General features: G+C 70.4%; 6 protein-coding genes and 1 pseudogene. 5 read left to right on the forward strand and 2 right to left on the reverse strand.

Features of this window, described 5'->3' with window-relative positions; translation table 11 throughout:
- Nucleotides 1-3 precede the first annotated feature (3 nt).
- From IE326_RS03330 to IE326_RS03345, 5 genes and pseudogenes are all read left to right on the forward strand, one after another.
- Nucleotides 4-1,059, forward strand: a complete 1,056-nt coding sequence (locus IE326_RS03330) for an aldo/keto reductase (protein WP_190040774.1) — start codon at nucleotides 4-6, stop codon at nucleotides 1,057-1,059.
- Between the two features lie 135 nt (nucleotides 1,060-1,194).
- Nucleotides 1,195-2,199 carry an NADP-dependent oxidoreductase gene (locus tag IE326_RS03335; RefSeq protein WP_190040775.1) on the forward strand — a complete coding sequence of 335 codons (1,005 nt, stop codon included), beginning with the start codon at nucleotides 1,195-1,197 and terminating at the stop codon, nucleotides 2,197-2,199.
- A gap of 92 nt (nucleotides 2,200-2,291) precedes the next feature.
- Complete coding sequence (locus tag IE326_RS03340) at nucleotides 2,292-3,146, forward strand: alpha/beta fold hydrolase (RefSeq protein ID WP_190040776.1); 855 nt, start codon at nucleotides 2,292-2,294, stop codon at nucleotides 3,144-3,146.
- A 94-nt stretch (nucleotides 3,147-3,240) separates the two neighbouring features.
- Nucleotides 3,241-3,387, forward strand: a pseudogene (locus tag IE326_RS41800) (IS1380 family transposase); the annotation flags it as partial.
- Nucleotides 3,388-4,267: 880 nt separating this feature from the next.
- Entirely contained in the window at nucleotides 4,268-11,587 is a 7,320-nt protein-coding gene (locus IE326_RS03345; RefSeq protein ID WP_190040777.1) for a laminin G domain-containing protein, read from the forward strand.
- 650 nt (nucleotides 11,588-12,237) lie between these two features.
- Here IE326_RS03345 and IE326_RS03350 read toward each other — a convergent pair.
- Both IE326_RS03350 and IE326_RS03355 read right to left on the reverse strand, forming a co-directional pair.
- Nucleotides 12,238-13,128 carry a hypothetical protein gene (locus tag IE326_RS03350; RefSeq protein WP_190040778.1) on the reverse strand — a complete coding sequence of 297 codons (891 nt, stop codon included), beginning with the start codon at nucleotides 13,126-13,128 and terminating at the stop codon, nucleotides 12,238-12,240.
- A 900-nt stretch (nucleotides 13,129-14,028) separates the two neighbouring features.
- Nucleotides 14,029-15,357 (reverse strand): class I SAM-dependent RNA methyltransferase, encoded by a 1,329-nt coding sequence (locus IE326_RS03355; protein WP_190040779.1) that lies wholly within the window; start codon nucleotides 15,355-15,357, stop codon nucleotides 14,029-14,031.
- Between the last annotated feature and the right edge of the window lie 54 nt (nucleotides 15,358-15,411).

A 15,411-nucleotide genomic window follows, 5' to 3' on the forward strand; every position in this document is an offset into this window, starting at 1 on the left:
TCCATGCGCTACACGACCTTCGGCCACCGGACCGGGCTGCGCGTCTCCGAGTACGCGCTCGGCACCGCGAAATTCGGCACCGGCTGGGGCGCAGGCGCCGAGCCCGACGAAGCCCGGCGGATCTTCGACCGGTTCGCCGAGGCCGGCGGCACCTTTCTCGACAGCGCGGACGGCCATCAGTTCGGCGAGTCGGAGGAACTGACCGGAAAGCTGATCTCCGCCGACCGCGACCACTTCGTCCTGGCCACGAAGTTCACCCCCGGCGCCGCCCCGCAGCCGGACATCTCCAAGACCGGCAACAGCCGCAAGAACATGGTCGCCTCGGTCGAGGCCAGCCTGAAGCGCCTGGGAACCGACTACATCGACCTGTTGTGGGTGCACTTCCCCGACGAGCTCACTCCGATGGAGGAACTCCTGCGCGGGCTCGACGACCTGGTGAGCGCCGGCAAGATCCACCACGCTGCGCTGTCCAACTTCCCCGCCTGGCGCGTCTCGCGCGCGGTAACCCTCGCGGACCTGAAGAACTGGGCGCCGATCGTGGGCATCCAGCACGAGTACAGCCTCGTCGAGCGCACCGCCGAGCGTGAGCTCCTGCCCATGGCCGAGGGCCTCGGGCTCGGCGCAGCCCTGTGGTCCCCGCTCGGCGGCGGACTGCTCACCGGCAAGTACCGCAGCTCCGCCGAGGGACGCCTGAGCGACCTGGGCATGGTCATCCACACCGAGAGCACCGGCCAGAAGACCGCCGTCGTCGACACCGTCCTGGCGATCGCCGAGGAGACCGGCGTGACGCCCGCCCAGGTGGCGGTGGCCTGGGTGCGCGAGCGCGCCGCCCGCTCCGTTGCCACGCTCGTCCCGATCATCGGCCCGCGCAGTCTCTCCCAGCTCGGCAGTTACCTCGGCGCCCTCGACGTCCAGCTGACCGATGAGCAGTACAACCGCCTGGCCGAGGTCAGCGCGGTGCCGCTCGGCGAGCCCCACGAAGGGATCGCCGCCACCTTGGACCGCCTCCAGGGAGGCGCCGTCGACCGCGTCACCGCCCCGGTCGTGCCGGTGACCTGACGGGTGAACTCGGCTGAGGACGAGGTGCGCCCGCGCCGCAGCCAGGAGAGCAACACAAACCATCTCGTACTGGGAGAAGCCCGGGGCGAGCGAAGACCCCGGCCTTCACGGACGGGAAACGGAACGGAGACGACGATGAAGGCTTTCGTGGTCGAGAAGTACGGCGACCAGGCCGGGATGCGCGCCGTCGAAGCACCCGACCCCCAGGTAGGTGCCGACGACGTCCTGGTCAAGATCCACGCGGCGGGCGTCAACCCGCTGGACATGAAGATCCGCGACGGTGGCCTCAAGGCGATTCTGCCCTACCGTCTCCCGCTCGTCCTGGGCAACGACCTCGCCGGGACCGTCGTCCGGGTCGGATCGTCCGTCGATCGCTTCGCCGTGGGCGACGAGGTCTACGCGCGGCCTGACAAGGGCCGCATCGGCACCTTCGCCGAACTCATCGCCGTCCGCCAGGACGACCTGGCGCCCAAACCGGCCACCCTCACCATGGCCGAGGCCGCTTCCCTCCCCCTGGTCGCCCTCACCGCATGGCAGGCACTGGTCGAGCGGGCCCGCGTGCAGCCGGGCCAGAAGGTCTTCATCCACGCGGGCGCCGGCGGCCTCGGCTCCATCGCCGTCCAGCTGGCCAAGGCACTGGGCGCGTACGTGGCCACCACCGCGAGCACCGCCAAGGTCGACCTGGTCAGGGGCCTCGGCGCGGACGTCGTCATCGACTACCGCACCCAGGACTTCGAAAAGGTCCTCGACGGCTACGACGTCGTCCTCGACAGCCTCGGCGGCGATAACCTCGCCAAGTCCCTGCGCGTTCTCAAGCCCGGCGGCATGGCCATCAGCGTCGCGGGCCCGCCCGACCCGGACTTCGCCCGCGAACTGGGTGCGAACCCGATCCTCCGCCTGGCCATGGCCGCCCTCAGCTTCAGAACCCGGCGCAACGCCAGGCGCCACGGTGCGAAGTACTCGTTCCTGTTCATGAAGGCCAGCGGCGACCAACTGCGCGAACTCACCCCCCTCATCGACACCGGGAGGATCCGCCCCGTCGTCGACCGCGTCTTCCCGTTCGAAGAAACCCTCCAGGCCATGGAATACGTCGAGAAGGGACGGGCAAAGGCCGGCAAAGTCGTCGTCGCGATGACGTAAGGGTGAAAACGAGTCCCAGGCGCCAGTCACCTCCGACAGCAGCAAGACCCTGCACACCCCACTCCCCCGCCACACCACCTCAGGACCCGGCCATGAGCACACCGTCCATTTCATCCGTCCCGTACAAGAACACGCCGAACCGCTCCGTGTCCGTGCGTGGCGTGACCTTCGCCTACCGGCGGCTCGGCCCGGACGACGGCGTACCCCTGATCCTCCTCAACCACCTGTCCGCAGTCCTGGACAACTGGGATCCCCGCGTCGTCGACGGACTCGCATCCCGGCGCCCCGTGATCGCCTTCGACAACCGCGGCGTCGGCGCGTCCGGCGGTTCCACACCCGACACGATCGAGGCGATGGCTCGCGACACCGTGCTGTTCATCCGGGCCCTCGGGTACGACAGGGTCGACCTGCTCGGCCTGTCGATGGGCGGCTTCATCGCCCAGGTCATCGCGGCAGAAGAACCCGATCTTGTACGCAAGCTCATCCTCGCGGGCACGGGACCCGCCGGAGGCTCCGGCATCGACAAGGTCACAAGCCTCACCATCAAGGACATCGTCAAGGCCGTCCTGACCCGCAAGGACCCCAAGCAGTACCTCTTCTTCACCGACACCGCCGGTGGCCGCCGGGCGGCCCACGCCTTCCTGGACCGGCTGAAGGAACGCACGAACGACCGCGACAAAGCCATCTCGCTCTCATCGTTCCGCGCCCAGCTGAAGGCCATCCACCGCTGGGGCCGCCAGGCACCGGCCGAGTCGCGCATCCACCAACCGGTCCTGGTGGCCAACGGCGAGAGCGATCGCATGGTCCCGAGCGTCAACACCGTTGACCTGGCGGCCCGGCTGCCCCAGGGCGAACTCGAACCCCTCTACCCCGACGCCGGACACGGAGGGATCTTCCAGCACCACGACAGATTCGTCCCCCGGGCGCTCGAATTCCTGGAACGGTAGCCAGCCGCCGGACAGGTCCATGGCCCCTGCCCCGCACTCAGCGAGACCGGCACCAGAAAATCCGTCCTCGCACAACGCCACCACTCTGGGAGCCCGGACTGCGGCTCGCCTGCTGACCACGGCCGGACGGCTCGTCACCACCGGCCGTCGGTGAATCCTCCGCCTGGCCCGGCACTGGCCCTGGACCGGTCACATCACCACAGCCCTCGACCGGCTCACCCACGCGCCCGCCCCAGGCTGACCAGCCCATTCCCCGTCCTCTGGACGGCACCTCACCACATGGAACCTCGAGGCCGACACGCTGCTCGACGGGTCAAGCCCGACAAGTCGATCGACCCACGCCAGCTGATCCAGGACGACCACCTAACACATGGTCAGAAACAGCGTCGAACGAGCGTCAAGACATTTCCCGAACCCGTCCCTTACGGAGTGTTCTCGGCGCATGCCCCCGCTGCGAAACCGCAGGTGAGACACGTGGCGGGAACCCGCAGCACGCTCCACACGGTGGACTGGGGGAAACAGGTCGAGCACCGCCGAGCACGCTTGAAGAACCTGATAAAACCGCAGGTCAGAGCCCCTTTTGGGCAGGCTCCAGAATCGCCACGCACTCCACGTGCGCCGTCATAAGAATCAGATCTAGCCGAAACAGGTTGACCGAAACCGCAGTTCAGCAGCACGAGTGGCGCAAACCGGACTGGAGACCAATGTGCATGACGGGCTGCATGTGCACTGCGTGCACGCTTGCGGCGCTCACCAGCGGCTCGCAGGGGAGCCGACGCCGACCCCTGGTTGGGAATGTCGCCATACGGAATCTGAACCGCTCAGCACATCGGCTCCCACCCTTGACCTCCACCGCGGACCCGCGCCCCGGGAAGGACGAGCCCGTGCGCGTCGTCGAGCCGTAGGAGTCCGGGGAGCCTCCTCCACGTTGTCGGACATGCGAAGTCCGGCCATTCGGCGCTGTGTTCAAGCCGTGTGCAGCGCGGGTGATTCCGGAACCGACTCTTCACTTCGAGTGCACATGCCAGACTCGCTGACGCTCAGGAGCGATCCGCACACTCGTCGTCGCCCCCGGCCCGACCGGACCGGGGGCGGCGTTCCATGCGCCCGGAAGGGGAACGGTGGCAGCTCAGGACTCCCTGCTCAAGAAGTACGGGGACCGGTCTTACCGGCACGTGACGATGGCTCGGCACCAGGGCACGACGATCGCGTTCGCGATGGACGCCTCCCGCCGGATCGTCTACACGGTGCTGGACCTGGCCGGGCCGCTGACCAAGGGGGAGGTGGACTCGGCGTACTGGAGCGACAACCCGGCCGAGGTCGGCTTCCCCCGGGAGATCGCCGAGGTGGGGTACGCCGTGGCCGGCGCGACGGCGATGCCGACGGTCAAGCGGGGCGGGGCAGAGGCCGGTGCCGACGAGCGGCCGGCCACCGCAGAGATCGACCCGTTCCTGTCCAGCACGGCTCGGCTGACGGCGGACGCCCCGTTCCACGTGATATCCGACGGCACGTACGTGGTGATCCTGCGGCAGTCGGTCGGCGGGACGCACCCGGACGCGGTGTACAAGCTGACCGGCGGCGGCAGTTCGGGGGACGCGTCCCGCGCCGACTACGTGCTCAGCGCCGCGAAGAAGGTGCCGCTGGTGCGCGACACCCTGCTCGTCGACCGGTTCGTTTTGGTGGACGGGAAGCTGAAGCCGGTGCTGGAGGTGCGCTTCAAGCGCAGCCGGCACGCCACCCGCCCGGAGTCGGCCAAGGACAGCCTGGGCACCGAGGACATGGAGGGCCGCCCGTTCCACGAGCCGACCCAGGAGCTGTCCTTCGTCCGGAACCTGACTCAGGGCCGGTTCGCCGCCGTCCTGGTGCCCACCGCTGTCGCCAACGTGCAGCGCTGGCAGCTGTTCGCCCACAACGACGCCACCGGCCGCGTCGACAGCTTCAACATCGAGCAGGGCGCCCAGGGACTGTTCAACACCCAGGGCACCCGCTTCTGGACCAGCCCGGATGCGGCCTACCGGGACTCGGTGTTCGAGCGCAGCCCGGGCACCTGCCCCTTCACCGGCCGCGAGCTGGTGCCGGTGACCGGCAGCGAGGGCCACGCGGAGACCGCGCTGCGCCTGGACGGCGTCGACGGCCACCTCGACCTGGGCGACCGGGCGCCGCTGCACTTCGGCGGGAAGGCATACTCGATCGAGGCGTGGGTCAAGCCCGCCGCCCTGGAGGGCCCGGTGCTGGGCCGCAGCGGGGAGTACCTGTTCGGCGTGGACGCCAACGGCGCGGTGTTCCTCAGCCACGACGGGGCGCCGACGGCGCTCACCTCCACCGAAACGCTCGCGACGGACAGCTACGCCCACATCGCCGCCACCTTCGACGGCACCACGGCGAAGCTGTACGTCAACGGCAAGCAGGCCGGGAGCGCGGCGCTGCCGTTCACGCCGCTCACCGGCGTGCACACCCTGGTCGGCAAGCGGAGTTCCGGCGGCACCGACAGCTTCTTCAACGGCGACCTCGATGAGCTGCGGATCTGGAACCGGGTGCGCTCGGCGGCCGAACTCACCACGGACCTGAACAACCGGCTGATCGGCAACGAGCCGGGTCTGGTGGCCTACTACCGCTTCGACGAGGGCACGGGCACCACCGCCCACGACCAGACCGACCACGCCGGGCACGGCACGCTCGTGGGCAACGCGCGGTGGACCGGCTCGGACGCCCCGGTCGGCGACCACCCCGGGGTGCGGCGCGACAGCTTCACCCTCAAGGGCCGCTCGGTGGTCTCCGGCATGTCGGCCCTGCTCTACCACCAGCAGGAGAACGTCGTCGCGGGCTACCGCGCCGACCCCAAGCCGGCCAAGCGGCAGGCCCGGGTGATGCTGGCCTTCGCCGCGAAGTACGGCCAGGAGCCCGCCGTGGCCACCCTGGACTTCGCGGTGGGCCGGGACGGCCGGCTGGCCCAGGTGCCGGACCTCCTGGAGCCGCAGGTGCTCAAGCGCCCGACGAAGGGCCAGGACTCGGAGCAGGTCAGCACCCTGCAGCAGCTGATCAAGCGGCTGGAGCCGGAGGTCGCCGCCATCGAGGCGGACATCAACCGGCTGAAGGGCGCGGCCGGACGGCTGGCCGAGTACCAGGCGGAGTACGACCGGCTCAAGCCAGGGTTCGACGCCCTGGAACAGCAGTACCTCGCCGAGAAGGACCTGGTGACCTCCTGGATCTACAACATCGAGCTCAAGACCCCGCGGGTGGTGCCCGGCAGCACGCTGCAGTGGCTCGGCGGCACCGACAACCAGGCGGAGAGCGGCGCTGTGTTCGTCCTCGACAGCGTCTACACGTCCTGGCGGTTCGACGCCGTCGGCGAGAGCCAGGACGGCAGGCCCTGCTACTGGCTGGTCTCCCACCGGTTCAACAAGGACGTCCGCGTCGTGGGCAACTCGACCTCGGAGAACGCCCAGCTGTACCTGCGCCCCCGCGACCCGGGCAACCGGTCCGCGCAGTTCCAGTTGGTCACCGAGGGCGACTGCGTCCGCCTCGTCAACCGGGCGAGCCGGCTCGCGATCGGCTCCCCCTCCACGTACCAGTACGCCCAGGTGCTCCAGTCGAGCGAGTGCCTCAAGGCCGAGACGGGCCTGTTCCGGATGACCCAGGTGTCCATGCGGTCGGGCGTCGACCAGCGCTACTTCGCGGCCAAGACGCAGATGGATCCCGCGCGCGAACGCCTCCAGGAGGCGCTCAAGGCCCAGCAGCGCATCGCGGAGCTGCAGATCAACCTGACCGCCAAGCAGGCCGAACTCGCCGACGCACGGACCCAGCTGGCCAAGCTCTCGGGTGCGCTCCAGGGCGACGACGACCTCACGGTCGCGATGCCGCTGCTCGCGGTGGACAGCACCGGCCTGAGCCTGGCCGGCGGCCTGCTGGAGTTCGCCCGGGGCACCGACCGGCCCGCGCTGCTGGACAGCGGCACCGGCAACCTCGTGCTGTACTTCCGCGGCGCCGACGACCAGTTCTTCGCCGCGTACTACGACACCGCCGTCCTGCGCGGCACCCGGACACTCGCCGCCGACACCGGCACGCTCGTCTTTCTCGCCCGGGACCCGGCCGTCCCCCTGGACGGCGCCACGATCACCGTCACCGACGGCGACGCGCCCGGCCGCTGCGACCTGACCGTAACCGTCGGCCCGGACACCGAGACCTGGCGCTCCCTGCCGCGCAAGGCCGAGCAGATGGCCGCCGCACTGGCCGGCAGCCCCGGCCGCCCGGTGACGCTCAGCGCGGTCGCCCGGGTGACGGGCAGCACCGTCGAACTCACCACGCCCACCACCGTCGCCGTCCCGGCCAAGGCCCACCTGCAGATCGGCGGCACCGGCTACGCCGTGGCCACCGACGCCCCGATCGGCGCCAAGTCGCTGGAGCTGACGGCGAAGAACGTCACGGCCAAGCCCGGCGACAAGGTGAGCCTGGTCGGCTACGACTGGACACGGGCGCAGTCCACCCGCCCCGGGGTGCTGCTCTCCGCCGGCTCCCGCCTGGTCACGCTGAGCACGGGCGGGGTCGAATCCGTGCCCAACGGCACCGCCAAGGCGGCGATCACCGGGCGCGGCTGCCGCTGGCGGGCCGAGATGCCGGGCCGGGCCTTCCTGTTCGACGGCAAGGAGCAGTACCTGACCCTGCCCGCCGGCAAGCAGCAGAGCATCGCCCCGACCGGTGACCTGAGTCTGGAGGCGTGGGTCAACCCCGAGGCCGGAGGGGGCCGGATCGTCCACGCCAAGACGGACGGATCGGGCTACTCCCTGGCGCTCGCCCCGGCCGCCCTGCCGGCCTGGCAGTTCGTCAACGGCACCAAGGCCCAGCTGACTCCCTCGCTCGACCTGGCGAACCGGGACTTCACCATCGAGCTGTGGGCCAAGCGCAACCAGTCCCGGGGCCGCGTCGAGCCGCTGCTGTTCCACGGCGCGACGGCCGGCCGGGTCGACCAGTCCCTGCACCTGTGGTTCCACCCCGACGAGACCTTCTACTTCTCGCTATACGGCGACGACATGAAGACCACCCAGGCATACCCGGACCTGGAGTGGCACCACTGGGCCGCGGTGTACAAGAACGCCACCCGGGAGCAGATCCTCTACCGGGACGGCGTCGAGGTCGGCCGCCGCACCTCCACCGGGGCCTACACCGGCAACGGTCCGCTGGTCCTGGGCCACTTCCCCTTCAGCGGCGACTACCTCGACGGCCAGATCGACGAGGTCCGGGTCTTCGGCCGGGCCCGCACCAAGCAGGAGATCTCCGCCGAGCGCCACCAGCGACTCTCCGGCCGGGAACCCGGCCTGCTGGGGTACTGGACCTTCCCCGGGAAGGACGGCCCGGCCTCGCCGATCAAGGGCTACCAGGTGACCGCCCGGGTGGGCGACCGGGTGCTGAAGTCGGCCGAGCGCTTCCCCTGCAATGAATGGGCGCACCTCGCCGCCACCTTCACCCAGTCCTGGGCGCTGAGCCTGGACGGTGGCGAGGGACTATCGGTGGCCGCGCAACCCGCGCTGGACGTGCTGGAGGACCTCACCGTCGAGGCGTTCGTCCGGATCGACAAGCTGGGCACGCCCATCGGCCTGCTCACCAAGGGCACAGTCGTCGACGGCGGCCGGGACGGCGTCCCGTACCAGCTCGGTGTCCGGGCCGATGGCCTGGTGGAGTTCGCCTTCGCCGAGGCGAACGGCAAGCCCGTCCGCTACACCTCCGACCGGGCCGTCACGCCCGGCGCGTTCCACCGCATCACCGTGGTGCGCGAGCGCCGCAAGCCCGCGGTCTCCACCACCACCCAGACGACCACGAACGCGGTCCAGCCGGAGCAGGAGATCCGCTTCTACCTCGACGGCGGTGCCGTCGGCAGCCACGTGTACAGCGGCCCCGGCGCGCAGTCCAACACCAGCGAGGTGGTGATCGGCCGCGGCCTGACCGGCGTGCTGTGCGAGCTGCGGCTGTGGAATTCCGCCCGGCCGCAGGCCCGGCTCGGGTTGCCGGTCACCTCGCGCGAGAAGGGCCTGCTGGCGCGCTGGGCGTTCAACGAGAACGCCGGCAACGTCACCCTCGACGTGTCCGGTACCTTCCCGGCGAAGCTGCGCGGCGCCCGCTGGACCCGCGACGTCGACCCCCTGGCCAGCCCGCTGCGGCTGTACCGCAACGGCGAGCCGCTCACCGAGGCACCACTGACCGCGCAGGACACCACCGCGGCCTGGGGTGACCCCCAACTCACCCTGGGCGCACGGTTGGAGGGCGGCAAGCCGGCAGACCTGCTCACCGGCACGCTGGAGGAGGTCCGCATCTGGCGGACCGTCCGCACCCAGGAGCAGATCCAGGACAACCTGTTCACCCGCCTGCGCGGGGAGAAGCAGGACCTGCTCGGCTACTGGCCCTTCGACCGGGACTCCACCGAGCCCGGCAGCACGTCCGTCCGGGACGAGGGCCTGCGCGGCAACCACCTGGGCTTCTCCGCCAAGCGACCGCGCGTCCTGCTCTCCACCGCGCCCGTCTCCACCGACACCGCCCAGGTCCGCTCGGCCCTCGCCGACGTCCGCACCCCCTTCCACGACACCATCGCCGGCGCCCCCGCCGTCACCGAGTACGCCGACCTGCAGTACGACGCCAAGGGCGAAGCACTGGGCGTGCTCAAGCGCTGCTACGCCTTCGTCCGGGACGGCCGCTGGCACCTGGTCACCGGCTACAAGGTCGGCGACCTGACCACCGAGTGGGTCGGCCAGGCCCAGTTCGACCCGCAACTCGTCGGCTACGTCGAGGGCGCCCCACCGGTGCCGTCCGAGAACCTCACCGACAAGGCCGACGGCTTCCCCGGCGCCTCCTCCGTGGAGTTCGCCGAAGCCGACCAGGTGGTGCGCAGCCTCTCCTCCAGCAGGACCCGCAGCGTCAACGCCGCCTTCAACTTCTCCTTCGGCGTCGAGACCGACGCCAGCGTCCTGACGATCACCGCCCCGCTCGGCTTCGGCACCGCGCAGCCACTGGCCGAGGGCCAGATGAAGATCGGCGGGAAGGGCAGCCTGGAGTTCGCCAACACCTGGAGCACCGACACCAAGGTCAGCCAGGGCCAGAACACCGCCCGCAAGACGAAGCTGGCGCTGACCGGGTACACCGAGGACGCGGCCAAGGTACTGAACAGCGCCGTCGGCCGCCGGTACGTGCCCGCCAACACCGGCACCGCCCTGGTCCAGTCCCAGACCGCCGACGTCTTCGCGCTGCGCCTGGCGCACACCGGAGCCCTGGTCGCCTACCGGATGCTGCCCAACCCCGACATCCCGCTGGACTGGAACATCATCCACTTCCCGATCAACCCCCGCTACACCAAGCAGGGCACCCTGGACGGCGCGGTCGGCTTCGACGACCGCGGCAAGGTCACCGACCCCGACTACCCCACCGCCACCGCGTACGGCGAGTACAGCTACTTCAAGCCCCGGGACGCCTACGCGCTCAAGCGCCGCATCACCCGCGACCAGCAGCGCCTGGAAGCCTTCTACGAGTCGGTCTCCACCGAAACCCACCACCCGGACCCGACCGGGGCCCAGGCGCAGTCGGTGCTGCGCTCGATGGGAGTCTCCGGCGGGCAGCAGGAGACCGGCCGCGGCACCTCCGGCAGCGCGGCCGCGACCGGCTTCTCGCACCGCGACCTGGTCAACACCTACGTCTGGACCGCCCAGGGCGGCTTCTTCGCCGAGAGCACCGAGGCCACCGACGCCGTCAGCGAGACCACCTCCGGCTCGTACACCTTCAGCGGCTCGTTCGGCGCCAGCTTCGAAGGCAGCTTCGGCGCCCTCGGCCTCGGATGGTTCGGCAGCCTCGACGCCTCCGTGGGCGGCGGTTTCAGCGTCACCAGGGCCAAGGCCAAGGACGCCTCCCGCTCCTTCGGCCTCGACGTCCAGTGCGCGCCCTCCGGCGACCTCCAGCGCCGCGACAGCAACGGCAAGCCGGTCTACAACGCCGCCGGCAAACCCGTGCTGGTGCCCGGCAAGGTCGACGCCTACCGCTTCCTCACCTTCTACCTCGGCGAGAACAGCGCCAACTTCGACGACTTCTACCACAAGGTCGTCGACCCGACCTGGCTGCAGGGCAGCGACGCACCCGACGCCGCCGCCCTCCGCCAGGCCCGCCAGAACACCGCCAAACCCCCGTGCTGGCGCATCCTGCACCGCGTCACCTACGTCAGCCGCGTCCTCGCCCCCGTACCGCCGCCCGGCGCACCGCCGCTGGAGAAGGCGATGCGCGCCGAGAACATCGACAGCAACTACGAACTGATCAAGCGCCTCGAACCGTACGTCCGCCCGTCCGCCACCACCACCGGCGCCCTTGCCACCGCCACCCGCGAGGTCCTCGCGACCCAGCTGCCCGAACTCCTGCCCCACGCCACCGAGATCAGCGACTACCTCACCCGCTACTTCGGCATGGAGAACTGACTCCCGCCCGGCCCTCCGGCACCCCGGAGGGCCGGGCACGCCTCGTCCGCACCGCCCCGGCAACAAGGCAACAGATCCTCTACCTCACCGCCAGGAGCCAGCGGGTGCTGCGCGAGCGGCTCGCAACATACGCCGCCGACCTCGCGGCCCGATGCGACCGGAGCCCGTCCCTCACCCCCCGGACCCGACGACCGCGCGGCCGTGAAGGGCGACGGGCAAACGTGCCGCCCCGCGACGGACCGTCGTCACGCAGCCGCGTAGCTGGCCCACTCCAGGTCGTCCTGATCGTCCTCGTGATCGTCAAGCGCCGCACGATCGAACCCGCCGCCGACGGCACCGGCCCGCACGCTCAGGCCGCACACCGCGCGACCGGGCGCTGACAGCGATCGAACACACGCGCCGACGGGCGGGGACGGATCAGCCCGTCCCCGCCCGTCGGCGTACCCAGGCAGACTCGAAGACCGCAGCAATCAGCGACAACAGCTCCGTCGGCGACAACTGCGCCCCGTTCCACGGCCCGACCGCGAACTCATGATCGGCACTCGCTACAGCCCCTAGGTGTGTTGTCCGGGCGATCATGGCGCTCTCGACGGAGTCGGATCGGGGCAAGCGAGCAGGTTGTCGCGAAACGGCCGGGGTCCGGTCTGGGGTCAGTAGCAGGTGACGTACAGGTCGACGCCATGCGGCGTGCTGTTGCCGGTCGCCTGGACCTGCCAGCCGTCACGGCCGCCGCTCTCCGCAGCGGTCAGGGGCCTGCTGGTCACCAGTGTGTCGTCGTACCCGGTGACAGCCGCTCCGCCGCCGACGACCTTCTTGTCAGTGGCGCACTGCAAGACGCCGCCGGCGACATCGTCGGAGGTCGTGTGGGTGTAGCGGGTCGTCGTCAGACCGGCGATGGGATCGGCGCAGATCGCGTAGCCGTCGACCCGCAACTGCTCCGCATGGACGTCGTAGCCGGAGACGATCCACTGGTTGGGACTGGCGCTCCCGGCCGGGCCGGGGTACGACTGGTTCAGGTTCCGGGTCCCGCCGTAGACCGTTCCGCCGCCGCCGAACGCAACCTTGCCGGTGGGGCATGTGGTGACGAGCGGGGCGTTGCGGTCGATGGTGAAGTGGTACTGCTCGGCCACCTCGTAGCCGGCCGGGGCGTAGATGCACACCGCGTGGACCGTCACGGTCAGCGGCTTCGGCCCGCTGCGGGCCGACGCGGTCCAGCCGTACGCCCCCTGGGAGTTCTGGGCGGGCATGCTCTCGACGAGAGCCACCATGTTGGAGTACAGCGGCTGACCGACCGTCGCGTAGGCGCCACCGGAGATGGGGACCTGCCCCGGGGGGCAGCTGACTGTCACCGCCTGGTCGTCGCCCACCGAGGCGGTCTTCTTCGCCATCACCATGCCGCGGAAGGGACCCGACGCCGGCGGTGTACCGTCCGTCACCATCACCGCGTGCGAGGCAGGGGCACCGGTGATCACCCCCGCCAGCGTGCCGGTCACGACCGCCAACGCCGTGGCGGCCGACCTCAGCCTGTTCAGAATGCGCATGGGGCGTCCTTCGCGTGTACACAGATACATGACAGAGAGTCATTGTTCCACAGCGCTCTGTTATCAGTCGACCGCTCAAGGCAGCCCGGCGAGAGTGAACCTGGCCGGCTTATCATTGCCAGTTGGACCGCTGGACAGGCCGGGGCACGTCCGCCCCGCACCGCAGCGGCCGTGCCCACCGCGGCTATGGAGGCGGTCGCGTGAGCGCCCACAGCCAGATCATGGCCGACCCCGTAGCGGTCCTCGTCGAAGCCGGGGGGGCCGTCCGCCGCGCGAGCCTTTGCGCAGGCGGGCGGCCTGACCGTCGGCCGCCTCCGGGATCATGCGCCGAATACCGAGGCGCCGCGGGTACTCACGACATGGCCCATTGCTGTAGGCCTTGCCGGCGGCGAGGCTGTCCGGCTTCTCACGGGGCCTGCCTGACCCGGGCCATGGCACGCGAATCTTCTCCAGGACAGGCTTGAACCGGGTGCAGTCAGCCCGCTGGCCTGCGGCGACGAGCAAGCACAGGGAGCGGCAGCAGCCGTCCGCGCTCAAGTGGAGCGGGCCCTCACCTCCACCACGAGCCGACGACCTCAGGCCCTTTCTCGGACGCTGGAGCCCCTACAGCCCCTGACGGAAGACGGACCGGACACTCTACCGAGTGTCACGGAACGTCACCATCGATAAGCGGATGAGGCAGGGGCAGCCAACAGTTCCGCAGCCAGGGCCCTAGCCACCTCAAGACGCCTACTTCCACACAGACGAGGGCTCCACCCCGCGTTCGCCAAGCGCGAATGACGACCCATTAGGAATAACCCCGTCCGTGCGTCAAACGTGCGTCACGTGCGTCGAATATGCGTCAAGATATCGCACCTAACGCACGTAACGCCCATAACACACACTCGGAGAAACGCCAGGTCAGCGGCCCTTTTCGGCAGGCTCAAGGATCGCGACGCACTCGACATGATGGGTCATCGGAAAGAGATCGAAAGCCCGCAGCGTCCGCACCCGGTACCCCCGCTCCGCGAAGTAGGAGATGTCGCGGGCGAGGGCGGCCGGGTCGCAGGCGACGTAGGCGATGCGGCGGGCGCCGAGGCCGGCGAGGTGGTGGACGGTCTGCTTGCCGGCGCCGGCGCGGGGCGGGTCGAGGACGATGAGGTCGACCTCGGTGATGCCGGTGCGCGGGAGGACCGACTCGACCTTGCCCTGTTCGATGCGGACGCGCGGGAAGCCGGCCAGGTTGTGGCGGGCGTCCTCCACGGCGCGCTTGCCGGACTCGATGCCGAGGACGGCGCCCTGGTCGCCGACGCGGTCGGCGAGGGCGCCGGCGAAGAGGCCGACGCCGCAGTAGAGGTCGAGGGCGGTCTCGCCCTTGCGGGGGGTGAGGCCCTGCATGACGGCGAGCATGAGGGTCTGGGCGGCCTTCGGGTGGACCTGCCAGAAGCCGCCGCTGCCGACGCGGTAGGTGCGGTCGTCGGCGCGCTCGCGGACGAAGGCGCGGCCGTGGACGCGGTGGACGCCGCCGTCCTTCTCCTCGACGCGCAGGACGGAGACCGGCTTGTCGAGCTCCACGAGGGGGAGGCGGGCGCCGGGGCGGGGGGTGAGGATGACCTGGCGGTCGTGCGAGCCGGAGGCGGCGATGGCCTCGATCCCGGCCATGCCCTCCCAGGTCCGCTTCTCGATGCCGAGCTCGGAGACGCCCTCGGCGGCGATCATGCAGTGGTCGATGACCTCGACCTCGTGGGAGCGGTGCCGGCGCAGACCGGCGCGGCCCTCGGTGTCGACGGCGTACTGGACGCGGGTGCGCCACTGCGGGACCTCGCCCGCCGGGAGCTTGTCGCCCTCCGCCGGCATGACGGTGCCGTCCCAGCCGGCCTCCTCCGGGGTGAGCCCGGCGAGCCGCTGGAGCTGTTCGGCGATGACCTCGCCCTTGAGGCGGCGCTGGGCGCCGGGCTTGGCGTGCTGCCAGTCGCAGCCGCCGCACTTGCCGGGGCCGGCGAAGGGGCAGGGGGCCTCGACGCGGTCCTTGGAGGCGTCGAGGACCTCGATCGCGTCGGCGCGCAGGAAGCGGGAGGTCTCCTCGCCCTCGGTGACCCGGACCCGGACCCGCTCGCCGGGCAGGGCGTGGCGGACGAAGAGGACCCGGCCGGCCTCGGTGCGGGCGATGCAGTGGCCGCCGTGCGCCACCGGGCCGACCTCGACCTCGTACTCCTCCCCGATCAAGGACGTCACAGGGGTGTTCTGCATGGTCGGGGGCTCCGTAGACGAGAAGGCGGGAAGGGATGGGTGGGAAAGGAAAGG

Source organism: Streptomyces filamentosus (assembly GCF_014654895.1).
Taxonomy (GTDB): Bacteria; Actinomycetota; Actinomycetes; order Streptomycetales; family Streptomycetaceae; genus Streptomyces; species Streptomyces filamentosus.